Origin of the sequence: Mycobacterium sp. ST-F2 (assembly GCF_001905655.1) — a bacterium.
GTDB lineage: Bacteria > Actinomycetota > Actinomycetes > Mycobacteriales > Mycobacteriaceae > Mycobacterium.
This window is the reverse complement of record NZ_JMHT01000057.1, coordinates 65,099-87,477: the sequence shown is the minus strand read 5'-3', so window position 1 is coordinate 87,477 and position 22,379 is coordinate 65,099. Positions and strand designations below refer to the sequence as shown.

Below are 22,379 nucleotides of genomic sequence, written 5' to 3'. Positions count from 1 at the left end.
CGAACTGCATTCGGCGGGCGATCGGTACGCTGGGTGCTCGTGTCATCCGCCCGTCCCCGCCGACTGCTGCAGCGTGCCGCCGCAGTGGCCGCGACGGTGCTGTTGGTAGCCGGATGCGGTCTGGATTCCCACAGCGACGGCGCCACCGCCGTTGCCCCGGACGCCGCGACGTCGGACCCGGCACTGGTGCACACCACTGCAGGGACGGTCCGCGGGACGGTGAATCCAGATCTGCGCTTCTTCGGTGGAATCCCTTATGCCGCACCGCCATTGGGGCCACTGCGCTTCAGCCTGCCGGCTCCCGCGCCGGCGTGGGACGGCGCGCGGGACGGCGCAAAACCCGGGGCTCGCTGCATCCAGGACCCCAAGGGCGATCTGGAGATGGGCCGCAACACCAGCGAGGACTGCCTGACCGTCAATGTCTGGACGCCGCCGGTGCGGGCCTCCGGCGAACATCGACCGGTGCTGGTGTGGCTGCATGGCGGCGGGTTCATCAACGGTTCCAGCAGTATCTACAACTCGACGCGGCTGACCACGCGCGGCGACATCGTGGTGGTGACCGTCAACTACCGACTCGGCGCGCTGGGGTTCCTGGCGCATCCCGCGCTCGGTGACGGCGCCGATGTCGGCAACTACGGGCTGGCCGACCAGCAGGCGGCGCTGCGCTGGGTGCGCGACAACATCGCCGCGTTCGGCGGCGACCCTGGCAAGGTGACCATCGCCGGCGAATCCGCCGGCGGGATGTCGGTGTGCGATCACCTCGTCGCTCCCGACTCGGCCGGTCTCTTCCGCGGCGCCATCATCGCCAGCGGGCCGTGCCAGGCGCAGGGTGCACTACCGGAAGCCTCGCGGGCGAGCCTCGCCTATGCGCAAGCCGCGGGGTGTGGTGATCCGGCCGGCGCCGCGGACTGTCTGCGCCGTCTGCCGGTCGACAAACTGCGAAAACCGGTGTGGTACTACGGCATCGGCGAGAACATGCTCAGCGGGCCGGTTACCGGAACGTCGCTGCTGCCGGTCGACCCGATGCGGGCCATCAGTACCGGCGACGCCGCGCGGGTGCCGGTGATGATCGGTACCACCCGCGACGAATTCACCCTCTTCGTGGCGCTGCAGTATCTGCGCGCCGGCAAGCGGTTCCATGCCGACGCCTACCCGCACCTGCTGCAGTCCACCTTCGGCGCCGACGCCGCCGCGGTAGCCGAGCATTACCCCCTCAACCGCTACAACGGCAGCGCCGCCGTCGCCTATTCGACGGCCGTCACCGACGGGGCCTTCTCCTGTGTGGCCGACCGTATCGGCGACGCGTTGGTCGCCGACGCGCCGGTCTATGGCTACGAGTTCGCCGACCCGGCGCCACCGACGCCGGATCCTTTGCGCCACTTGCCTTTCCCTGTCGGCGCCAGCCACTCGCTCGACCTGCGCTACATCTTCAACATGGGTGGAGCGCCGCCGCCGACACCGCCGCAAGTCGCCCTGTCGGACCAGATGATCGACTACTGGAGTTCCTTCGTCCGCGATGGCCGGCCCAGCGCCGAGGGTGCGCCGGAATGGCCGCAGCTGGCCGGCCACGAGCATGACAGCCGGATGTCGCTGCGCCCTGATGGCAGCCGCGTCGTCACCGATTTCGATCAGGTGCACCAGTGCGCCTTCTGGGCGGGCCTGCCGCACTGATTCTCGACTGCGGATAATCACTTGCCGACTCGGCTTCGCGTCGACTTCGATGGGGCGGCATGACGATTCGCGATGCCGACGGATTCGCCCGGGACTGGTGCCAGGCCTGGAACGCCCACGATGTCGAGGCCGTCCTGGCGCATTTTCACGACGACGTCGTCTTCACCTCACCGGTCGCCGCCCGTGTCGTGCCCGAGTCCGGGGGAGTGGTGCGGGGCAAGGACGCGCTGCGGCGGTACTGGACCACTGCGCTGGCCGCGGTGCCCGAGCTGCACTTCGAGATCGTCGCCACCTATATAGGGACGCAGGCCCTCGTCATCAACTACCGCAACCACCGTGGGCAGCTGGTCAACGAGGTGCTGATCTTCGACGGTGACCTGGTGCGCGAAGGTCACGGCACGTACCTCGACTGAGGTCCGATCTGCCCGACTCCTCATCGCGGCTCGTGCCTCGCCGCTTGATCGTCGTCGGGCTAGGCCGGCGTCACCCACGTCGTGATGTCGGCGTGCACGACCTCCTCGCCCGAGGTGTCGACCACCGAGACCGAGACGACGACGTCGGTGCCTCTGGTCAGGGTCTCGAAATCGGGGACGTCGACCCGGGCGTGCGCCCGCAGTGATGTGGTGGCCTTGGCCAGGTACTGCACGTTCATGGCCTTGGGAATCCAGCGGTGGCTGGTCGGCACCGTCGCTTCCATCGCCATACCCATGGCGGCCTCCGCGGCGTTGCACGACGCGATGGCGTGCACGGTGTGCAGGTGGTTGTAGACGAAGAACCACTTCGGCACCGCCACCTCGGCGTAGCCCGGCTCCATCGTCACCACCCGGGGTAGGACCGACGCGAAGTACGGCACCCGCACCATCGCGGCCGCGGAGAACATCAGACTGCCCCCGGGCCGTCCGGCGCGTTGCTTCCAGGCGCGGTACGTGGGGCTCAGTGTCGACATGTCTCTACCTTACTCAAAAGTAAGTTCAGTGCCGACGCCGATTCTGCGGCCTGGGCGCTATGTACTCGCACTTTCTCGCCGTGCGCGCAGGCTCAACCCGCCGTCGCGGTTTGGCTCTGTGGCCTGGGTGGTCGTCACTCGCACTTTTGCGCCAGGAGTACAGAGTCAATGCGAGAAGCGCCCAGGCGTGCGTTGACCCTGTGCCTAGGGTGCTCAGTTCTCGCACTTCTGCGCCGTGAATACAGGGTCAAGTGGAGGAGCGGCCCGGCATCCGTTGACTCTGTGAACTGGGCGGCATCTACTCGAACAACCACGCCCGCACCGCAGAATCACTGCAGGACCGGCGGCAGAACCCGGGCGCGCCGGACGGCTCCGCAGCGGATTTGGAGCGAGCCCGGATCTGGGGCATACTGTTCGGGTTGCCTTGCGCCGGGTTCGCCCGCTGCGGGCATACGACCGGCGCCCATCTCGGGCGCATCCGGTCCCAGCATCGCCCACGATGGAATTTCCAACGCGGACGACTGTGCGCAAAGGCGACACGCCCGAGCGCGGGGGTCGGTGAACCACAGAAACGTAAAGAGCGGCGGCATAGCCAGCGCGCGCGATCGGGTATCCCGATGCGTGCGTATTGAAGACCAGGCCCGAGCACGGGCCCGTGAAAGTTAGGTAGGAGAAGCGTGGCGGGACAGAAGATCCGCATCAGGCTCAAGGCCTACGACCACGAGGCGATTGACGCCTCGGCGCGCAAGATCGTTGAGACGGTCACCCGTACGGGGGCAAGCGTGGTCGGCCCGGTGCCGCTGCCGACCGAGAAGAACGTGTACTGCGTCATCCGGTCTCCCCATAAGTACAAGGACTCGCGGGAGCATTTCGAAATGCGTACCCACAAGCGCCTTATCGACATCCTCGACCCCACGCCGAAGACCGTTGACGCCTTGATGCGCATCGATCTGCCGGCGAGCGTCGACGTCAACATCCAGTAGGAGACCCAGAAAAATGGCACGCAAAGGCATTTTGGGCACCAAGCTGGGCATGACGCAGGTGTTCGACGAGAACAACAAAGTCGTCCCGGTCACGGTCGTGAAGGCCGGCCCCAACGTGGTGACCCGCATCCGTACCACCGAGCGCGACGGCTACAGCGCCGTGCAGCTCGCCTACGGCGAGATCAGCCCTCGCAAGGTGAACAAGCCGGTCACCGGTCAGTTCGCCGCTGCAGGCATCAACCCGCGCCGGCACCTGGCCGAGCTTCGTCTCGACGACGAGTCCGCCGCTGCTGAGTACGAGGTCGGCCAGGAGCTGACCGCCGAGATCTTCGCCGACGGCGCATACGTCGACGTGACCGGCACCAGCAAGGGCAAGGGCTTCGCCGGCACCATGAAGCGTCACGGCTTCAAGGGCCAGGGCGCCGCGCACGGTGCCCAGGCTGTGCACCGTCGTCCCGGTTCGATCGGTGGCTGCGCCACCCCGGGCCGTGTCTTCAAGGGCACCCGCATGTCCGGCCGGATGGGTAGCGACCGCGTCACCACCCAGAACCTGAAGGTTCACAAGGTCGACGCCGAGAACGGTGTGCTGCTCATCAAGGGCGCCATCCCGGGCCGCAACGGTGGACTGGTGGTTGTCCGCACCGCAGTTAAGCGAGGCGAGAAGTAATGACTCTCAAGATTGACGTCAAGACCCCGGACGGCAAGAAGGATGGTTCGGTAGAACTTCCGGCTGCCCTCTTTGACGTGGAGCCCAACATCGCGCTGATGCACCAGGTGGTGACGGCCCAGCTGGCCGCCGCCCGCCAGGGCACGCACGCCACCAAGACCCGGGCCATGGTGTCCGGTGGTGGCAAGAAGCCGTACCGCCAGAAGGGCACCGGCCGCGCCCGTCAGGGTTCGACCCGCGCCCCGCAGTTCACCGGTGGTGGCGTCGTCCACGGCCCGCAGCCGCGTGACTACAGCCAGCGGACCCCGAAGAAGATGATCGCTGCCGCCCTGCGCAGCGCGCTGTCGGACCGGGCTCGCAACGAGCGCATCCACGCGATCACCGAACTGGTGGCTGGTCAGAACCCGTCGACCAAGAGCGCCAAGTCGTTCCTGTCGTCGCTGACCGACAACAAGAAGGTGCTCGTCGTGATCGGCCGCAGCGATGTGGTCGGCGCCAAGAGCGTCCGCAACCTGCCTGGCGTGCACGTGATCTCGCCGGATCAGCTGAACACCTACGACGTGCTCAACGCCGACGACCTGGTGTTCTCGGTGGAGGCGCTCAACGCCTACATCACCGCCAACACGAAAGAGGAGGTGTCGGCCTGATGGCTACCGTGACTGATCCTCGCGACATCATCCTGGCCCCGGTCATCTCGGAGAAGTCCTACGGACTCATCGAGGACAACACGTACACGTTCATCGTGGCGCCGGAGTCCAACAAGACGCAGATCAAGATCGCTATCGAGAAGATCTTCGACGTGAAGGTCGACTCGGTGAACACCGCGAACCGGAAGGGCAAGCGCAAGCGCACCCGCACCGGTTACGGCCAGCGCAAGAGCACCAAGCGCGCGATCGTGACCCTGTCCGCCGGCAGCAAGCCGATCGAACTGTTCGGAGCTCCGGCCTGATCGGCCGGGAGTTAAGGGATTAACTGATAATGGGAATTCGCAAGTACAAGCCGACGACCCCGGGTCGTCGCGGTTCGAGCGTCTCCGACTTCGCCGAGATCACTCGTTCGACTCCGGAGAAGTCGCTGATCCGTCCGCTGCACGGCACTGGTGGTCGTAACGCGCACGGCCGCATCACGACTCGTCACAAGGGTGGCGGTCACAAGCGTGCCTACCGCGTCATCGACTTCCGTCGCCATGACAAGGACGGCGTCAACGCCAAGGTCGCGCACATCGAGTACGACCCGAACCGTACCGCCAACATCGCGCTGCTCCACTTCGTGGACGGCGAGAAGCGCTACATCATCGCCCCCAAGGACCTCAAGCAGGGCGACGTTGTCGAGTCGGGCCCCAACGCCGACATCAAGCCGGGCAACAACCTGCCGATGCGCAACATCCCGGCCGGTACCGTCATCCACGCCGTGGAGCTGCGTCCGGGCGGCGGTGCCAAGCTGGCCCGCTCGGCCGGTGTCAGCATCCAGCTGCTCGGTAAGGAAGGCGCGTACGCCACGCTGCGTATGCCGTCGGGTGAAATCCGTCGCGTCGACGTGCGCTGCCGCGCCACCGTCGGCGAGGTCGGCAACGCCGAGCAGGCGAACATCAACTGGGGTAAGGCCGGCCGTATGCGGTGGAAGGGCAAGCGCCCGACCGTCCGTGGTGTCGTGATGAACCCGGTTGACCACCCGCACGGTGGTGGTGAGGGTAAGACCTCCGGTGGTCGTCACCCGGTGAGCCCGTGGGGCAAGCCCGAGGGCCGCACCCGCAAGCCCAACAAGCCGAGCGACAAGCTCATCGTCCGCCGCCGGCGCACCGGCAAGAAGCGCTAGGCCGGAAAGGAATAGACGATGCCTCGTAGCCTCAAGAAGGGTCCGTTCGTCGACGACCATCTGTTGAAGAAGGTCGACGCGCAGAACGAGAAGAACACCAAGCAGGTCATCAAGACCTGGTCCCGTCGGTCGACCATCATCCCCGACTTCATCGGTCACACCTTCGCCGTCCACGACGGTCGCAAGCACGTGCCGGTGTTCGTCAGTGAGGCGATGGTCGGGCACAAGCTCGGCGAGTTCGCCCCGACGCGGACCTTCAAGGGTCACATCAAGGACGACCGGAAGAGCAAGCGCCGCTAATGACTACCGTTACTGAATACCCGTCCGCGAGCGCCAAGGCGCGCTTCGTGCGTGTGTCGGCGAGCAAGGCCCGCCGGGTCATCGACCTGGTCCGTGGCAAGAGCGTCGAAGAGGCGCTCGACATCCTGCGGTGGGCACCGCAGGCTGCCAGCGAGCCGGTCGCCAAGGTGATCGCCAGCGCTGCCGCCAACGCGCAGAACAACGAGGGCCTGGACCCGACGACCCTCGTGGTCGCCACGGTCTTCGCCGACGAGGGCCCGACCGCCAAGCGCATCCGGCCGCGCGCCCAGGGGCGTGCGTACCGGATCCGCAAGCGCACCAGCCACATCACCGTGGTCGTCGAGAGCCGTCCTGCCAAGGACAAGGCCTCGAAGGGCGCAACGGCCGGTGCCGCCCGCGCTCGTCGTGCGCAGGGCAGTAAGGCCGCGGCTGCCAAGACCGAGACGAAGGGAGGCTCGGAGTAGTGGGCCAGAAAATCAACCCGCACGGCTTCCGCCTCGGTATCACCACCGAATGGAAGTCCCGTTGGTACGCCGACAAGCAGTACGCGGACTACGTCAAGGAAGACGTCGCCATCCGCAAGCTGCTGGCCACCGGCCTGGAGCGCGCCGGCATCGCCGACGTGCAGATCGAGCGCACGCGTGACCGCGTCCGGGTGGACATCCACACCGCACGTCCGGGCATCGTCATCGGTCGCCGTGGCACCGAGGCCGACCGCATCCGCGCCGACCTGGAGAAGCTGACCGGCAAGCAGGTTCAGCTGAACATCCTCGAGGTCAAGAGCCCCGAGGGCGTCGCGCAGCTGGTGGCGCAGGGCGTCGCCGAGCAGCTGAGCAACCGTGTCGCGTTCCGTCGTGCCATGCGCAAGGCCATCCAGTCGGCCATGCGTCAGCCCAACGTCAAGGGCATCCGGGTGCAGTGCTCGGGCCGCCTCGGCGGTGCTGAGATGAGCCGCTCGGAGTTCTACCGCGAAGGTCGCGTGCCGCTTCACACGCTGCGCGCCGACATCGATTACGGCCTGTACGAGGCCAAGACCACATTCGGCCGTATCGGCGTGAAGGTGTGGATCTACAAGGGCGATATCGTCGGTGGCAAGCGTGAGCTCGCCGCTGCCGCTCCCGCCGCCGACCGTCCCCGTCGGGATCGTCCGTCCGGTACCCGTCCGCGTCGCAGCGGTTCGTCGGGCACCACGGCGACCAGCACCGAGGCCGGCCGCGCAGTGGATGTTGCCGTTGAGACCCCCGCCGGCGATGCGCCGACGGAAGCAACGGAGAGCTAAGCATGCTGATTCCCCGCAAGGTCAAGCACCGCAAGCAGCACCACCCTGAGCAGCGCGGTATCGCCAGCGGCGGCACCTCGGTCAGCTTCGGTGACTACGGCATCCAGGCCCTGGGCCACGCCTACATCACCAACCGGCAGATCGAGTCCGCTCGTATCGCCATCAACCGGCACATCAAGCGTGGCGGCAAGGTCTGGATCAACATCTTCCCGGACCGCCCGCTGACCAAGAAGCCTGCCGAAACCCGCATGGGTTCCGGTAAGGGTTCGCCGGAGTGGTGGGTCGCCAACGTCAAGCCGGGTCGCGTGCTCTTCGAGCTCAGCTACCCCGACGAGAAGATCGCCCGGGAGGCGCTCACCCGCGCCATCCACAAGCTGCCGATCAAGGCACGCATCGTGACTCGAGAGGAGCAGTTCTGATGGCAGTTGGAGTTACGCCTGGTGAACTGCGTGAGCTCACCGAGGAAGAGCTGACCACGCGTCTGCGCGAGTCGAAGGAAGAGCTGTTCAACCTTCGCTTCCAGATGGCCACCGGTCAGCTGTCGAACAACCGCCGGCTGCGCACCGTGCGGCAGGAGATCGCGCGGGTCTACACGGTCCTGCGTGAACGCGAGTTGGGCCTGGCGTCCGGGCCGGTTGGTAAGGATTAGTCATGGCAGAAACTAAAGGCCCCAAGCACACGCCGGCCACCGAGACCGAGCGCGGTAGCCGCAAGACCGCCATCGGCTACGTGGTGTCGGACAAGATGGAAAAGACCATCGTGGTCGAGCTGGAGTCCCGTAAGAGCCACCCGCTCTACGGGAAGATCATCCGGACCACCACCAAGGTCAAGGCGCACGACGAGAACGGCGACGCCGGTATCGGCGACCGCGTCTCGCTGATGGAGACCCGTCCGCTGTCGGCCACCAAGCGCTGGCGTCTGGTCGAGGTGCTCGAGAAGGCCAAGTAAGGCTTTCGACAGACATCGGAACTGCCCCTCTTCTCCGGAAGAGGGGCAGTTTTGTGTTCGGCGCCTGTTCGGCGGGAAATTTGTGCGTCGCGATCCAATCCGGATCGGCGTCGGCTCCGAATACGGGGCATGTACACACTCGTCCTCATCGGATTCCTCGGCGGGCTGATCACCGGTATCTCGCCGTGCATCCTGCCGGTCCTGCCCGTGGTCCTGTTTTCCGGCACCAGCCGCGCGCCCTACCGGGTGGTCGCCGGGCTGGTCCTGAGCTTCAGCGTGGTGACCCTGCTCGGTACCGTCGTGCTGCAGCAATTGCACGTGCCGGCCGAAATCATCCGCTGGGTCGGTCTGGTGGCGCTCACGGCCATCGGTGTCGGCCTGATCTTCCCGCGCGTCGAACGCCTGCTGGAAGCGCCGTTCGCACGCCTGCCGCAACGTGACATCGCCGGCAACCGCAAGGGTTTCGGGCTCGGCCTGGCGTTGGGTGTGCTCTACGCGCCATGCGCGGGACCCGTGCTGGCGGCGATCGTGGTGGCCGGCGCGACCGGCCGGATCGGGCTCGATACCGTGGCACTGACCGCGTCGTTCGCAGTCGGCACCGCACTGCCGTTGCTGCTGTTCGCGGTGGGTGGCCAGCGAGTTGCCGAGCGGGTCAAGGCATTTCAGCAGCGGCAGCGACAGATCCGGGCTGCGGCTGGAGTGGTCATGCTGGTCGCCGCGGTGGCGCTGGCGCTGAATGTGCCCGCCACGGTGCAACGGAAGATTCCCGACTACACCGCGACACTGCAGGCCCGCATCGCGCCGGCCGGCGTCGGCCTGTCGAGCTGTGCGGAGGGCGCGAGCGTCCTGCAGGATTGCGGTACCGCGCCGGACATCGTCGGCATCGACAGCTGGTTCAACACCCCGGGTGACGCCCCGCTGGACCTGAAAGCCTTGCGTGGCAAGGTGGTTCTCGTCGACTTCTGGACCTACACCTGCATCAACTGCCAGCGTGCCATCGAGCACATCACCGGTTGGTACGACCGCTACAAGGACCAGGGCTTCACCGTGATCGGCGTGCACACGCCGGAATACCAGTTCGAACACGACCGCGACGGCGTCATCAAGGGTGCGGCAGATCTGCACATCAAGTATCCGGTTGCCCTGGACAACTCGTACGACACCTGGAACAACTACCAGAACCAGTACTGGCCGGCGAGCTACCTGATCGACGCCGCCGGCGTCGTCCGCCACCTCAAGTTCGGTGAGGGTGACTACGACGTCACCGAGGGCATGATCCGTGAGCTGCTGGCGCAGGCGAAGCACTGACGGGTGAGGCTAGGCTGCTCGACGATGGCCGTATCGTCTGAGCACGCCCCCGATCTCGGTGCCTTGCTGGAGCGTGTCGCCGAAGGGGATGCCGACGCTTTCGCGTCGTTCTATGACGCGACATGTGCCCGGGTGTTCGGCCTGATCCTGCGGGTGCTGCGGGATCCGGGCTACAGCGAGGAGACGACGCAGGAGGTGTACGCACAGGTGTGGCGTGCGGCTGCCGGTTACGACTCCGTCGAGGGTTCGGCGGTTGCCTGGGTGCTGACGCTGGCGCACCGCCGGGCGGTCGATCGGGTACGCGCGGAAGCGGCGAGCCGTCGTCGTGAATGGGACTACGGCACAACGCATCTCGATCGGCCGTCCGATGTGGTGGCGGAGGCGGCGGTGCGGGGTGACGACAGTCGGCGCGTGGTCGGCTGCCTCGACGCTCTCACAGATTCGCAGCGTGCGGCAATCGAATTGGCCTATTACGACGGCCTGACCTACGCGCAGGTCTCCGAGCGACTGGCCACGAGTCTCGGCACCGTGAAATCGCGGATGCGCGAAGGGCTGCGCAAGCTCCGTGATTGTCTGGGGACACCATGACCGATCCGTCCGAATTCGATCTGCTGGAGTTGGCCGTGCCGTATGCGCTCGATGCCGTCTCCGACTCGGAACGTGCCGAGATCGAGCGGCGGCTGACCACGGCGCCCGGCGCCGTGGCGGAGGCGTTCCGCAGTCAGGTGGCCGAGGCTCGCGAGACGCTGGTGACCCTGTCGGACGCCACGGCCGTGCCGCCGCCAGCGGCGCTGAGAGTTGCTGTGCTGCAAGGCAACCGGAGTCAGGCTCGCGAACGTCGGTGGCGTAATGCGGTTCTGGTCGCAGCGGCGGTGCTCGCCGTCGGCGGCAGCGCGTTCGCGGCGGGTTGGATGCTGCGCCCGCCGCCCGCACCGCCGGTCGCCGAACGGGTGATGACGGCGCCCGACGTCCGCAGCGTGTCCACGGCCCTGCGCTCCGGCGGGACGGCGACCGTCGTGTACTCCCGGGAGCGCGGCGACGGCATGGTGATGTTCGACGGGGCTGCCGCGCCGCCACAGGGCATGGCCTATCAGGTGTGGCTGATGAAGGACGGGGTCCCGATTGCCGCCGCGCCGGCCACGCGTGACCTGCGCACTGTGATGGTGCCGGACATCGGGCGGGCCACGGCGCTGGGTGTGACGGTTGAGCCGTTGGGCCGCGCTACGGATGCGTTGCCGGGCGACATGGTCGGCCGGGTGGTGCTGCCATAGGCGTAGCCGGCGGTAGCTCGTCGTGAACGTCAATATCGCGGGCGCAGCCCAGCTCCCGGGTGTAATCTCCGGGCGGATCGCCGGATTCGGCGAGCACTGACCGGGACGAGGCGTCATGGCAACTGAATTCCAGGGCAAGATCAAACTCGACATCCGCGACTCGGAGCCCGACTGGACTCCCTACGCGGCGCCGGTCGCACCGGCGGGCGCACCCAATGTGCTGTATCTGGTGTGGGACGACACCGGCATCGCGACCTGGGACTGCTTCGGCGGCCTCGTCGACATGCCGGCCATGCGCCGCATCGCCGACAAGGGGGTGCGGCTGTCGCAGTTCCACACCACCGCCCTGTGTTCGCCGACGCGGGCCTCGCTGCTCACCGGACGCAACGCGACCTCGGTGGGCATGGCCACCATCGAGGAATTCACCGACGGCTTCCCGAACTGCCACGGCCGCATCCCTTTTGAGACCGCACTGCTGTCCGAGGTGTTGGCCGAGCGGGGCTGGAACACCTACTGCGTCGGCAAATGGCACCTGACGCCGCTGGAGGAGTCGAACCTCGCGTCCACCAAACGGCACTGGCCGCTGTCGCGCGGCTTCGAACGCTTCTACGGATTCATGGGCGGCGAGACCGACCAGTGGTACCCGGAGCTGGTCTACGACAACCATCCCGTCGCGCCACCGGCCACTCCCGAAGAGGGCTATCACCTGTCAAAAGACCTGGCGGACAAGACCATCGAGTTCATCCGGGACGCCAAGGTCATCGCTCCGGACAAGCCCTGGTTCTCGTACGTCTGTCCGGGGGCGGGTCACGCGCCGCACCACGTCTTCAAGGATTGGGCCGACAAATACGCCGGCAAATTCGACATGGGCTACGAGGCCTACCGCGACCTGGTGCTCGAGAACCAGAAGCGCCTGGGCATCGTGCCGCCCGACACCGAGCTCTCGCCCATGAATTCCTATCTGGACGTCAAGGGTCCGAACGGTGAGCCGTGGCCGCTGCAGGACACGGTGCGGCCCTGGGACGGACTGAGCGACGACGAGAAGCGGCTGTTCGCCCGCATGGCCGAGGTGTTCGCCGGCTTCCTGTCGTACACCGACGCGCAGATCGGGCGGATTCTCGACTACCTGGAGGAGTCGGGGCAGCTGGACAACACCCTCATCGTCGTCATCTCCGACAACGGGGCCAGCGGCGAAGGCGGCCCCAACGGCTCGGTCAACGAGAACAAATTCTTCAACGGCTACATCGACACCGTCGAAGAGAGCATGCGGTACTTCGACACCCTGGGTTCGCCGGACACCTACAACCACTATCCGATCGGCTGGGCGATGGCCTTCAACACGCCCTACAAACTGTTCAAGCGCTATGCCTCCCATGAAGGCGGTATCGCCGACACCGCGATCATCAGCTGGCCCAACGGAATCGCCGCACACGGCGAAGTGCGCGACAACTACGTCAACGTCGCCGACATCACCCCGACGGTCTACGACCTGCTGGACATCGAACCACCGACCGAGGTGCGCGGCGTGCCGCAGCGGCCGCTCGAAGGCGTGAGTTTCAAAGCGGCCCTCGAAGATTCGGCGGCCGGCACCGGCAAGACGACGCAGTTCTACGCGATGCTGGGCACGCGGGGCATCTGGCACGACGGCTGGTTCGCCAACACGGTGCACGCCGCCACGCCGTCGGGGTGGTCGCACTTCGACAAGGACCGCTGGGAGCTCTTCCACATCGCATCAGACCGCAGTCAATGCCATGACCTCGCCACACAGAATCCCGCGAAACTTGCTGAAATGCAGGAACTCTGGTTCGCCGAGGCGGCCAAGTACAACGGCCTGCCGCTGGCGGACCTCAACGTGTTCGAGACGCTGCTGCGCGACCGCCCCTACCTGATGCGCGACCGTCAGACGTTCACCTACTACCCGGGCACCGCCGAGGTGGGTATCGGCGCCGGCGTCGAACTACGGGGACAGTCGTTCTCGGTGCTGGCGGAGGTCGACGTCGAATCGGCGGCCGCCGAAGGGGTGCTTTTCAAGCAGGGCGCCGGCCATGGCGGACATGTGCTGTTCGTCCAGGACGGCCGGCTGCAGTACGTCTACAACTTCATGGGCGAAGACGAGCAGGTGGTGTCCGCGCTCGATCCGTTGCCCTTGGGGCGGCACGTGTTCGGCGTCCACTACGACCGCACCGGCACCGTGGAAGGCAGTCACACGCCGCTCGGCACCGTCGAACTGCGCATCGACGACGCGGTGGTGGCAACCCGCCCGGATATCCGCGCCCACCCGGGCACCTTCGGTCTCGCCGGGGGTGGCGTCGCCGTCGGGCGCAACGCGGGCCAGCCGGTGTCGAACCGCTTCCGGGCCCCGTTTCCCTTTGTCGGTGGCACCATCGCCAAAGTCGTCGTCGACATCTCGGGTACGCCGTATCTTGACGTCGAACAGGAACTGGCCAAGGCGTTCTGCAAGGACTAGGGGACTGAGATGAGCGGACCGATCATCCGGTGCGTCGCCGCGATGTCGGCGGCGGTGCTGTTGGGAGCCTGCGGCGGTAAGACCGACGAGAAGCCTGCCACTACAACCAAATCCGACGGCACCACGATCACGACCAGTACGTCTGCCCCGTCGTCGTCGACCACGGCGGCATCCGGGTCGAAGATGCCCGACCTGCCGACGTACGGAGTGGTCGAAACCACCAAACGCCCCGTCACGGCAGGGGAGCAGGTCTGCGACCCGCCGAGCCCGCCCGCGCAGACGATGACCGCGACCACGGGAGCGCCCGGCTCGCCGACCGTCGTCGTCGCGGTCCCTGATGGATTCAGTCCGGGGGCGCCGCCGTCCGGGGATGTCGCGCTGAACCTGGCCGGTCCCGACGGCCTGACCGGCACCGTGAAGATCACTCCAACGCCGCAGGATGCCGCCGCGGCGTTCCAGGGATACGCCGACGCGCGCACCGCGGGCCACGAATTCAACAGCGTCAGCATCCTGCCCGACGAATTGTGCGGTTACAGCGGGCAGAAGCTGATGGGTGTGCTCGCCGACAAGCCCGGCTCCGGCAGCGATTACGTCGACCGCATCGTGCATGTGTGGACCAACAACGGGGACTACCTCATCGCGCTGCAGTTGCAGGGGCCCGCCGGTTCGAAGGGACTCGATGCGGCAAAGCCGGTGCTGCTGGGGGATTTCGGTATCCGGATGGGCTGAGCGGGGCTGCCGCTCACTACTCAGGATTGGTCAAGCGCGCCAACACGATTCCGCCGACGATCATCGACAAGGCCACCGACCGGCCGATATTCAGTGGATCCTTGTGGACCAGAACCCCGATGGCGATGGCCCCGACGGCGCCGAAGCCGGTGAACACCGCATAGGCGGTGCCGACCGGCAGGGTCCGCAGATCAGCGGCGCGCTGACGCGGCTGGCGCACGCGCTTCTCGGCTGACCCGCCGGTCCGTTCAGATTCAGCGCGAGCAGATCCCTGTGCACGCGGCGCGGCACCCGCCACCATGAGCCCAACATCGGTGACGGGAGAGGCGTGATGACTGAGAGCGACGCGACGCAAGGCTGGATAAGCCGCGTCGGGACTGATTGGTGGGCAACGATTTTGGGGCTGGCCGTGACGGCACTGGCCGTGGCCGGCGTGCTGCCGAAGATCGGTTGGTGACGCGATGACCGTCGATGCGGCTGACACCGCCGACCACGTCGAATCGGGCGATCACACCGAAGCCACGGGCGCCCGCAGGTTCCTCGACTACGTGCCCGGTCTGCTGCTGCTGATCGCGGTGGGCCTGGCCGGAAAATATGCCCAGATCGGCTGGCTGGCGCTGGCCAAGCATCAGCACTGGCACGTGCCCGACATCGAATACGTGCTGTGGGCCATCGTTTTCGGGTTGATCATCACCAACACCGTTGGCCTGCACCGGATCTTCCGTCCCGGTGTGGCCACGTACGAATTCTGGCTCAAGGTCGGCATCGTCCTGTTGGGGGCGCGGTTCGTCCTCGGCGACGTCCTCAAGCTCGGCGCCGCCAGCCTGGTGCAGATCCTGATCGACATGACCGTCGCGGGCGCGATCATTCTCGCCGCGGCCCGGTGGTTCGGCCTGTCCGGCAAGCTCGGCTCACTGCTGGCCATCGGGACGTCGATCTGCGGCGTGTCGGCGATCATCGCGGCCAAGGGCGCCATCCGCGCTCGCAACTCCGACGTCAGCTACGCGATCGCCTCCATCCTGGCGCTCGGCGCCGTCGCGCTGTTCATTCTGCCCCCACTGGGTCACGCCATCGGGCTGACCGACCACGAATTCGGATTGTGGGCCGGCCTCGCGGTGGACAACACCGCCGAGACCACAGCCACCGGCTACCTGTTCTCCGACGAGGCCGGCAAGACCGCCGTGCTGGTGAAGTCGGTGCGCAACGCGCTGATCGGCTTCGTCGTCCTCGGCTTCGCCATCTACTGGGCCGCCAGGGGAGAGGCCGACGCCGTCGCCTCCGGCGTGCGCGCCAAGGCGGCGTTCGTCTGGCAGAAGTTCCCGAAGTTCGTGCTCGGCTTCCTCGCGGTCTCGGCCGTCGTCACCGCGGGGCTGTTGAGCAAGGGGCAGATCGCGAACCTGGCCGCGGTGTCCAAGTGGGCCTTCCTACTGACCTTCGCCGGGGTGGGGCTGTCCACCGACTTCCGGCAGATCGCGCGCACCGGCTGGCGCCCGCTCGTCGTCGCGGTGATCGGCCTCGTCGTGGTGGCGACCGTGTCATTGGCACTAGTGCTGCTGACGTCGCGGGTCCTGGGCTGGGGCATCGGGGGCTGATCGTCCGCTGTTCCAGAACGACGCGATGGTCGCTGCCGACGAACGGCAGCGACCATTTCGTTGTTTTCGAGGCTGGTTGAGCAGCGATTTGGAGCGTTATGGCTGCTCGCCTACTATGTAAGGGTTGCCCAGGGCAGACCCCGGTCATCACGTGACCTCGCGTGCCTTTGGACAACAAGACCGCGCACGTCCAGGTCGGTATCTGGCGTGCATACAAAACCCAGGTCAGGAGATCGAGTGATTCAGCAGGAATCGCGACTCAAGGTCGCCGACAACACGGGCGCAAAGGAAATCCTTTGCATCCGCGTGCTCGGTGGCTCGTCGCGGCGCTACGCCGGCATCGGCGACATCATCGTGGCGACCGTCAAGGACGCCATCCCGGGCGGCAACGTCAAGCGTGGTGACGTGGTCAAGGCCGTCGTCGTGCGCACCGTCAAGGAGCGCCGCCGGCCGGACGGCAGCTACATCAAGTTCGACGAGAACGCCGCCGTCATCATCAAGAACGACAATGACCCCCGCGGTACCCGCATCTTCGGGCCGGTCGGTCGCGAACTGCGCGAGAAGAAGTTCATGAAGATCGTCTCGCTGGCCCCGGAGGTTTTGTGATGAAGGTGCACAAGGGCGACACCGTGCTGGTCATCGCCGGCAAGGACAAGGGTGCCAAGGGCAAGGTCATCGAGGCCTACCCGACCCGCAACAAGGTGCTCGTTGAGGGCGTCAACCGGATCAAGAAGCACACCGCGCAGTCGCAGAACGAGCGCGGTGCATCGTCGGGTGGCATCGTCACCCAGGAGGCGCCGATCCACGTTTCGAACGTGATGGTGGTCGACTCCGACGGCAACGCGACCCGCATCGGCTACCGCGTCGATGAGGAGAGCGGCAAGAAGGTCCGTATCTCCAAGCGCAATGGCAAGGACATCTGAGATGACCACTGTGGAAAACACTCAGCCCCGGCTGAAGACGCGTTACCGCGAAGAGATCCGCGACGCGCTCAACAATGAATTCAACTACGCCAACGTCATGCAGATCCCCGGCGTGGTCAAGGTTGTCGTCAACATGGGTGTCGGTGACGCCGCCCGCGACGCCAAGCTGATCAACGGCGCGGTCAACGACCTGACGCTGATCACCGGCCAGAAGCCGGAAATCCGCAAGGCCCGCAAGTCCATCGCGCAGTTCAAGCTGCGTGAGGGCATGCCGATCGGCTGCCGCGTCACCCTGCGTGGCGACCGCATGTGGGAGTTCCTGGACCGCCTGATCTCCATCGCTCTGCCCCGTATCCGCGACTTCCGCGGTCTGTCGGCCAAGCAGTTCGACGGCAGCGGCAACTACACCTTCGGCCTCAACGAGCAGTCGATGTTCCACGAGATCGACGTCGACTCGATCGACCGCCCCCGCGGCATGGACATCACGGTCGTCACCTCGGCCACCACTGACGACGAAGGCCGTGCGTTGCTGCGGGCCCTGGGCTTCCCGTTCAAGGAGAACTGACAATGGCAAAGAAGGCTCTGGTCAACAAGGCCAACAAGAAGCCGAAGTTCGCAGTGCGTGGCTACACCCGCTGCAACAAGTGCGGTCGCCCGCACTCGGTGTTCCGCAAGTTCGGCCTGTGCCGAATCTGCCTGCGGGAGATGGCCCACGCCGGCGAGCTGCCCGGCGTGCAGAAGTCCAGCTGGTGACTCTGCCCGTCTCATGACGCTGTAGAAAGCCGCCCCGGTCCTCGTGACCGGGGCGGCTTTTGCGTCTGTCCGTCGCATGGGCACCCACCTAGCGTCATGCGTCGGATCTGCGACGGGCATGGCGCGCCCGGGCAGGCAGCGGCCCGGCCCGGGAAGATGCGTAGCTTCAATCACGAGGCACTGGCAGCCATGGTGATTGAAGCCAGGGATGGTTCCGAGCCGTCGGACGTCCCTGAGTGCAATAATCGCCGGCACATTGCCGCACGATTGAACTCAGGTACTCGCCACGCGGATCTGCGATGTGCATGCGGGCGAGGCGCCGCCGAAAATGCCGCAATGAGCGGCGAATTCGCCAGAATCTGCGCGGCAATCCACCGGTCGGGTCGCATATTCGCCACTGGAAGCCCCTCCCTCGCACGGATTTGGCCCTGAGCTGCGCATTGTCTACACTGGGCAGGCTGCCATGGGCGTTTTCGTCCAATGGCCGATCGGCATGTGCCTTCCGAAGCCGGATTGCACTACTGATGCACGACCCCTGACCGACCTCGGTCAGATAAGGGAAAACACTTCGTAGCAGGCCCACGATGTGACGTGCCGAGCCACCGCAAGGTGGGACCGACACGGGCGTGATGCATGGGAACCGCAGCGAGAAAGGTTGATCAACGCTGTCATGACAATGACGGATCCGATCGCAGACTTCTTGACACGTCTGCGCAACGCCAACTCGGCGTACCACGACGAGGTGACCCTGCCCCACTCGAAGATCAAGGCGAACATCGCCGAGATCCTCAAGAAGGAGGGTTACATCACCGACTACCGCACCGAGGACGCCCGTGTGGGCAAGAGCCTCGTTGTTTCCCTCAAGTACGGCCCGAGCCGCGAGCGCAGCATCGCCGGCCTCCGCCGGGTGTCGAAGCCCGGTCTGCGGGTGTACGCGAAATCCACCAACCTGCCGCGGGTTCTGGGTGGCCTGGGCGTGGCGATCATCTCCACGTCCTCCGGCCTGCTCACCGACCGCCAGGCAGCTCGACAGGGCGTGGGCGGCGAAGTCCTCGCTTACGTCTGGTAGGGGGCAGAAAACATGTCGCGTATTGGAAAGCAGCCGGTTGTCATTCCGGCCGGTGTCGATGTGACCATCGACGGCCAGAACGTCGCGGTCAAGGGCCCCAAGGGCACCCTGACTCTCGATGTCGCCGAGCCCATCGAGGTGTCGCGCAACGACGAAGGTGCCGTCGTGGTCACCCGTCCGAACGACGAGCGTCGTAACCGCTCGCTGCACGGACTGTCCCGCACCCTGATCGCCAACCTGGTGACCGGTGTGACGCAGGGCTACACCACCAAGATGGAAATCTTCGGCGTCGGTTACCGCGTGCAGGCCAAGGGCTCGAACCTGGAGTTCGCGCTCGGCTACAGCCACCCGGTGCTGATCGAAGCCCCCGAGGGCATCACGTTCGCAGTCGAGACCCCGACGAAGTTCTCGGTGTCCGGCATCGACAAGCAGAAAGTCGGCCAGATCTCGGCAGTCATCCGCCGCCTGCGTCGCCCCGACCCGTACAAGGGCAAGGGCATTCGCTACGAGGGTGAGCAGATCCGCCGCAAGGTCGGAAAGACAGGTAAGTAGCAATGGCCAACACTGAGACTGACAAGCGTAAGCCGTTGGGCCAGAACATCTCTGAGACCCGTCGGGTGGCGCGTCTGCGTCGTCACGCCCGTCTGCGCAAGAAGGTCGCCGGCACCGCCGAGCGTCCGCGCCTGATGGTCAACCGCTCCTCGCGGCACATCCACGTCCAGGTGATCGACGATCTGACCGGCACCACGCTGGCCGCCGCGTCGTCCATCGAGGCCGACGTGCGTGCCGTCGACGGTGACAAGAAGGCCGTCAGCACCCGGGTGGGTCAGCTGATCGCCGAGCGCGCCAAGGCTGCCGGCATCTCCGAGGTCGTTTTCGACCGCGGTGGCTACAGCTACGGCGGCCGGATCGCCGCTCTCGCGGACGCCGCTCGTGAAGGCGGGTTGACGTTCTAATGACTTACTTGAAGATGACCGGAAGGACTGCATGATGGCCGAGCAGGCTGGCGCCGCTTCGGCGCAGGACAACCGTGGCGGTCGTGGTGACCGCGACGGCCGTGGTCGCCGCGATGACCGCGGTGGCCGTGGTCGCGGCGACGACCGCGGTGAGAAGAGCAACTACATCGAGCGCGTTGTCACCATCAACCGCGTTTCGAAGGTGGTCAAGGGTGGTCGGCGCTTCAGCTTCACCGCGCTGGTGATCGTCGGTGACGGCCACGGCATGGTGGGCGTCGGCTACGGCAAGGCCAAGGAAGTTCCGGCCGCCATCGCCAAGGGTGTCGAGGAGGCTCGCAAGGGCTTCTTCCGCGTCCCACTGATCGGTGGCACGATCGTGCACCCGGTTCAGGGTGAGGCTGCTGCCGGTGTCGTGATGCTGCGTCCGGCCAGCCCGGGTACCGGTGTCATTGCCGGTGGTGCGGCTCGCGCGGTGCTGGAATGCGCCGGCGTGCACGACATCCTGGCCAAGTCGCTGGGCAGCGACAACGCGATCAACGTGGTGCACGCCACCGTTGCCGCGCTGAAGCAGCTGCAGCGTCCGGAGGAAGTGGCGGCCCGTCGTGGCCTGCCCATCGAAGATGTTGCGCCGGCCGGCATGCTGCGGGCCCGGCGTGAGGCAGAAGCGCTCGCCGCCTCGGCAGCGCGTGAAGGATCGGCATAATCATGGCTGAACTGAAGATCACCCAGGTGCGTGGCACCGTGGGTGCCCGGTGGAAGCAGCGCGAGAGCCTGCGGACGCTGGGACTGCGCAAGATCCGCCAGTCCGTCGTTCGCGAGGACAACGCGCAGACCCGTGGTCTGCTCGCGGTGGTCAACCACCTCGTCACGGTTGAGGAGGCGTAAATGAGCGTCATCAAGCTGCACGACCTCAAGCCGGCCGCGGGGTCCAAGAAGGCCAAGACCCGCGTCGGTCGTGGTGAGGGCTCCAAGGGTAAGACCGCTGGTCGTGGTACCAAGGGCACCAAGGCCCGCAAGAACGTCCCCGTGACGTTCGAGGGTGGCCAGATGCCGATCCACATGCGTCTGCCGAAGCTCAAGGGCTTCCGCAACCGCTTCCGCACGGAGTACGCGGTGGTGAACGTCGGCGACCTCGCCAAGGCGTTCCCGCAGGGCGGCACCGTCGGTGTGGACGAGCTGGTGGCCGCGGGCCTGGTTCGCAAGAACACCCTGGTCAAGGTGCTCGGCGACGGCAAGCTGGCCGTCAAGGTCGACGTCACCGCCAACAAGTTCAGCGGTAGCGCCCGCGAGGCGATCACCGCTGCCGGTGGTAGCGCCACCGAGCTGTAACTGTTTCGCAAAAAGGGAGTCTCGGCCTTCGGCCGGGGCTCCCTTTTGTGTCCGCCGAGAATGAGCTTGTGTGCCAAGTTCGTCGGGGAATTGGCACACAAGCTCAGTTTCGGTGGCCTGGTCCTGCAGCTAGCTCTGCAACCGGGCGCCGAGGACGTCGTGGAAGAGTGCCTGCCGGATGGCCAGCTCGCGGGGATCGCTGACCAGATGGAAGCCCAGTCGGTTCATCACGTAGCCGAAGCCCACGCCGGTGTCGGGGTCGGCGAAGCCGAACGAGCCACCGAAGCCGGGCGTGCCGAACGCCTTTCCCGACGAGCCGAACACCATCCGCGGGAACTCCTTGCAGAAGCCGAGGGAGTATGCGCCGTCCAGCCGCAGCACCATGTCCCGCGTGCCGCCCGACGGATTGCGCGGCGGGGCGATCAATGCATCGAAAATCTCTGGGGTGAAACCTATTTCGCTCCCGCCGGTCGCCGCGGCGCCGTAGAGGCCGGCCAGTGCGCGCGCCGTGCCGGTGCCGTTGGCGGACGGGATCTCGACGCGGCGCACCTTGTCGGTGTTGTAGTCGCCGGCGTAGGGGTCGATGTCGGCGGGGATGGCGGCGGTCCTGGCCAGCAACCCGCGCGGGTTGAGGCTGCCGATCAGGAACCCGGCCGGCATGACGTCGAGGTGCCGCAAGGACTCGTAACGCTGCCAATGGTGCAACGTGGCGAGCCGGTTCCGATCGACCGAGTCCGGCAGACCGATGTACAGGTCGAGGCCCGACGGCCCGGTGATCTCCTCGGCGAGATAGCGGCCGAGCGTACGGCCATCGGTGCGACGGATCAGCTCGGACTCGTACCAGCCGATGGTGATGGCGTGATACCCGTGCCGGGTGCCGGGCGTCCATGCGGGTTTCTGCGCGGCGAGGATGGCGGAGAGTCGCACCGGGTCGGCGATGTCGGACAGCAGCGGGTTGGGCGTCAGGACGCACAGGCCCGCCTGGTGCGCCAGCAGCTGACGCACGGTGACGTCGCCCTTGTCCTGCGCGGCGAACTCGGGCCAGTACGTGCTGACCCGCTCGTCGTAATCGAAGAGCCCTTTCGACACCGCGTGCGCAACGGCTAGGGCTGCAACACCTTTCGTTGACGAGAACATGTTGACCATGGTGTCGGCCTGCCACGGCGCCCGGCTGATCCCGTCGCGGTAGCCGCCCCACATGTCGACGACCTTGCGGCCGTCACGGTAGACGCACAGCGCCGCGCCGACCTCGCCCCCGGCCGCGAAGTTGGCCCGGAACGCGTCGGCGACCTTGCCGTAGCCGTCGTCGGCATCGCCGTGGACCAGATCAGGGGAGACAGAGACCTTGAGCACCATGGCGTCGATCATCACCC

31 protein-coding genes and 2 pseudogenes are annotated in these 22,379 nt (G+C 66.3%); 30 read left to right on the top strand and 3 right to left on the bottom strand.

What is annotated here, in order from left to right; translation table 11 throughout:
* Positions 1-33: 33 nt before the first annotated feature.
* Positions 34-1,671 (top strand): carboxylesterase/lipase family protein, encoded by a 1,638-nt coding sequence (locus EB75_RS19935; protein ID WP_073697002.1) that lies wholly within the window; start codon positions 34-36, stop codon positions 1,669-1,671.
* 59 nt (positions 1,672-1,730) lie between these two features.
* Entirely contained in the window at positions 1,731-2,084 is a 354-nt protein-coding gene (locus EB75_RS19930) for a nuclear transport factor 2 family protein (RefSeq protein WP_073697001.1), read from the top strand.
* A 59-nt stretch (positions 2,085-2,143) separates the two neighbouring features.
* Here the strand turns inward: EB75_RS19930 and EB75_RS19925 are convergent, their stop codons facing one another.
* Positions 2,144-2,617 (bottom strand): hotdog fold domain-containing protein, encoded by a 474-nt coding sequence (locus EB75_RS19925; RefSeq protein ID WP_073697000.1) that lies wholly within the window; start codon positions 2,615-2,617, stop codon positions 2,144-2,146.
* Positions 2,618-3,294: 677 nt separating this feature from the next.
* Here EB75_RS19925 and rpsJ point away from each other — a divergent pair.
* From rpsJ to EB75_RS30030, 16 genes and pseudogenes are all read left to right on the top strand, one after another.
* The gene (gene rpsJ / locus EB75_RS19920) at positions 3,295-3,600 is read left to right on the top strand and encodes a 30S ribosomal protein S10 (RefSeq protein ID WP_003883485.1); all 306 of its coding nucleotides are present in this window, start codon (positions 3,295-3,297) and stop codon (positions 3,598-3,600) included.
* Positions 3,601-3,613: 13 nt separating this feature from the next.
* Positions 3,614-4,267 (top strand): 50S ribosomal protein L3, encoded by a 654-nt coding sequence (gene rplC, locus EB75_RS19915; RefSeq protein WP_073696999.1) that lies wholly within the window; start codon positions 3,614-3,616, stop codon positions 4,265-4,267.
* On the top strand, positions 4,267-4,914 hold the full coding sequence (gene rplD, locus EB75_RS19910; protein WP_061002787.1) for a 50S ribosomal protein L4: 648 nt from the start codon (positions 4,267-4,269) through the stop codon (positions 4,912-4,914). Before rplC ends, rplD begins: the two co-directional genes overlap by 1 nt.
* Complete coding sequence (gene rplW, locus EB75_RS19905) at positions 4,914-5,216, top strand: 50S ribosomal protein L23 (protein ID WP_029119743.1); 303 nt, start codon at positions 4,914-4,916, stop codon at positions 5,214-5,216. Before rplD ends, rplW begins: the two co-directional genes overlap by 1 nt.
* Before the next feature lie 29 nt (positions 5,217-5,245).
* Complete coding sequence (gene rplB, locus EB75_RS19900; RefSeq protein WP_061002785.1) at positions 5,246-6,082, top strand: 50S ribosomal protein L2; 837 nt, start codon at positions 5,246-5,248, stop codon at positions 6,080-6,082.
* Between the two features lie 18 nt (positions 6,083-6,100).
* The gene (gene rpsS, locus EB75_RS19895) at positions 6,101-6,382 is read left to right on the top strand and encodes a 30S ribosomal protein S19 (protein WP_020101403.1); all 282 of its coding nucleotides are present in this window, start codon (positions 6,101-6,103) and stop codon (positions 6,380-6,382) included.
* Positions 6,382-6,744 (top strand): annotated as a pseudogene (gene rplV, locus EB75_RS19890) (50S ribosomal protein L22); the annotation flags it as partial. The gene rpsS and the pseudogene rplV, both read left to right, overlap by 1 nt.
* A gap of 101 nt (positions 6,745-6,845) precedes the next feature.
* Complete coding sequence (gene rpsC, locus EB75_RS19885; protein ID WP_020101405.1) at positions 6,846-7,661, top strand: 30S ribosomal protein S3; 816 nt, start codon at positions 6,846-6,848, stop codon at positions 7,659-7,661.
* 2 nt (positions 7,662-7,663) lie between these two features.
* Complete coding sequence (rplP, locus tag EB75_RS19880) at positions 7,664-8,080, top strand: 50S ribosomal protein L16 (RefSeq protein ID WP_020101406.1); 417 nt, start codon at positions 7,664-7,666, stop codon at positions 8,078-8,080.
* Positions 8,080-8,310, top strand: a complete 231-nt coding sequence (gene rpmC / locus EB75_RS19875) for a 50S ribosomal protein L29 (RefSeq protein WP_020101407.1) — start codon at positions 8,080-8,082, stop codon at positions 8,308-8,310. The genes rplP and rpmC overlap by 1 nt, the downstream gene beginning before the upstream one ends.
* Before the next feature lie 2 nt (positions 8,311-8,312).
* Positions 8,313-8,609, top strand: a complete 297-nt coding sequence (gene rpsQ, locus EB75_RS19870; protein WP_020101408.1) for a 30S ribosomal protein S17 — start codon at positions 8,313-8,315, stop codon at positions 8,607-8,609.
* 129 nt (positions 8,610-8,738) lie between these two features.
* A pseudogene (locus EB75_RS19865) lies at positions 8,739-9,911 on the top strand (cytochrome c biogenesis protein/redoxin); the annotation flags it as partial.
* Positions 9,912-9,941: 30 nt separating this feature from the next.
* Positions 9,942-10,505 carry an ECF RNA polymerase sigma factor SigK gene (gene sigK / locus EB75_RS19860; RefSeq protein ID WP_073696997.1) on the top strand — a complete coding sequence of 188 codons (564 nt, stop codon included), beginning with the start codon at positions 9,942-9,944 and terminating at the stop codon, positions 10,503-10,505.
* Entirely contained in the window at positions 10,502-11,188 is a 687-nt protein-coding gene (locus EB75_RS19855; RefSeq protein ID WP_073696996.1) for an anti-sigma factor, read from the top strand. Before sigK ends, EB75_RS19855 begins: the two co-directional genes overlap by 4 nt.
* A gap of 115 nt (positions 11,189-11,303) precedes the next feature.
* Positions 11,304-13,655 carry an arylsulfatase gene (locus tag EB75_RS19850; protein ID WP_073696995.1) on the top strand — a complete coding sequence of 784 codons (2,352 nt, stop codon included), beginning with the start codon at positions 11,304-11,306 and terminating at the stop codon, positions 13,653-13,655.
* Between the two features lie 9 nt (positions 13,656-13,664).
* Positions 13,665-14,384: a hypothetical protein gene (locus EB75_RS30030; RefSeq protein WP_286150257.1), complete on the top strand. Its 720-nt coding sequence runs from the start codon at positions 13,665-13,667 to the stop codon at positions 14,382-14,384.
* Between the two features lie 16 nt (positions 14,385-14,400).
* Here the strand turns inward: EB75_RS30030 and EB75_RS19835 are convergent, their stop codons facing one another.
* Positions 14,401-14,604, bottom strand: a complete 204-nt coding sequence (locus EB75_RS19835) for a DMT family transporter (protein ID WP_237162729.1) — start codon at positions 14,602-14,604, stop codon at positions 14,401-14,403.
* Between the two features lie 111 nt (positions 14,605-14,715).
* Here EB75_RS19835 and EB75_RS30025 point away from each other — a divergent pair, with 111 nt between their 5' ends.
* From EB75_RS30025 to rplO, 12 genes are all read left to right on the top strand, one after another.
* A complete protein-coding gene (locus EB75_RS30025; protein WP_256370143.1) occupies positions 14,716-14,841 on the top strand; it encodes a hypothetical protein in 126 nt (41 codons plus the stop codon).
* 4 nt (positions 14,842-14,845) lie between these two features.
* Positions 14,846-15,976: a YeiH family protein gene (locus EB75_RS19830; RefSeq protein ID WP_061001797.1), complete on the top strand. Its 1,131-nt coding sequence runs from the start codon at positions 14,846-14,848 to the stop codon at positions 15,974-15,976.
* A 237-nt stretch (positions 15,977-16,213) separates the two neighbouring features.
* Positions 16,214-16,582: a 50S ribosomal protein L14 gene (rplN, locus tag EB75_RS19825; protein ID WP_020101420.1), complete on the top strand. Its 369-nt coding sequence runs from the start codon at positions 16,214-16,216 to the stop codon at positions 16,580-16,582.
* On the top strand, positions 16,582-16,899 hold the full coding sequence (gene rplX, locus EB75_RS19820; protein ID WP_020101421.1) for a 50S ribosomal protein L24: 318 nt from the start codon (positions 16,582-16,584) through the stop codon (positions 16,897-16,899). Before rplN ends, rplX begins: the two co-directional genes overlap by 1 nt.
* A 1-nt stretch (position 16,900) precedes the next feature.
* On the top strand, positions 16,901-17,464 hold the full coding sequence (gene rplE / locus EB75_RS19815) for a 50S ribosomal protein L5 (protein ID WP_020101422.1): 564 nt from the start codon (positions 16,901-16,903) through the stop codon (positions 17,462-17,464).
* 2 nt (positions 17,465-17,466) lie between these two features.
* Positions 17,467-17,652 (top strand): type Z 30S ribosomal protein S14, encoded by a 186-nt coding sequence (locus EB75_RS19810; protein WP_005197641.1) that lies wholly within the window; start codon positions 17,467-17,469, stop codon positions 17,650-17,652.
* Between the two features lie 670 nt (positions 17,653-18,322).
* Positions 18,323-18,721 carry a 30S ribosomal protein S8 gene (gene rpsH, locus EB75_RS19805; RefSeq protein ID WP_020101424.1) on the top strand — a complete coding sequence of 133 codons (399 nt, stop codon included), beginning with the start codon at positions 18,323-18,325 and terminating at the stop codon, positions 18,719-18,721.
* Between the two features lie 12 nt (positions 18,722-18,733).
* The gene (gene rplF, locus EB75_RS19800) at positions 18,734-19,273 is read left to right on the top strand and encodes a 50S ribosomal protein L6 (RefSeq protein ID WP_061001796.1); all 540 of its coding nucleotides are present in this window, start codon (positions 18,734-18,736) and stop codon (positions 19,271-19,273) included.
* Between the two features lie 2 nt (positions 19,274-19,275).
* Entirely contained in the window at positions 19,276-19,677 is a 402-nt protein-coding gene (rplR, locus tag EB75_RS19795) for a 50S ribosomal protein L18 (RefSeq protein ID WP_061001795.1), read from the top strand.
* 34 nt (positions 19,678-19,711) lie between these two features.
* Positions 19,712-20,380, top strand: coding sequence for a 30S ribosomal protein S5 (gene rpsE / locus EB75_RS19790; RefSeq protein WP_064858380.1), 669 nt, complete (start codon positions 19,712-19,714; stop codon positions 20,378-20,380).
* 2 nt (positions 20,381-20,382) lie between these two features.
* A complete protein-coding gene (gene rpmD, locus EB75_RS19785; RefSeq protein WP_020101428.1) occupies positions 20,383-20,562 on the top strand; it encodes a 50S ribosomal protein L30 in 180 nt (59 codons plus the stop codon).
* Positions 20,563-21,006 carry a 50S ribosomal protein L15 gene (rplO, locus tag EB75_RS19780; RefSeq protein ID WP_020101429.1) on the top strand — a complete coding sequence of 148 codons (444 nt, stop codon included), beginning with the start codon at positions 20,563-20,565 and terminating at the stop codon, positions 21,004-21,006.
* Positions 21,007-21,135: 129 nt separating this feature from the next.
* Here the strand turns inward: rplO and EB75_RS19775 are convergent, their stop codons facing one another.
* A complete protein-coding gene (locus tag EB75_RS19775) occupies positions 21,136-22,362 on the bottom strand; it encodes a serine hydrolase domain-containing protein (RefSeq protein ID WP_061001800.1) in 1,227 nt (408 codons plus the stop codon).
* Between the last annotated feature and the right edge of the window lie 17 nt (positions 22,363-22,379).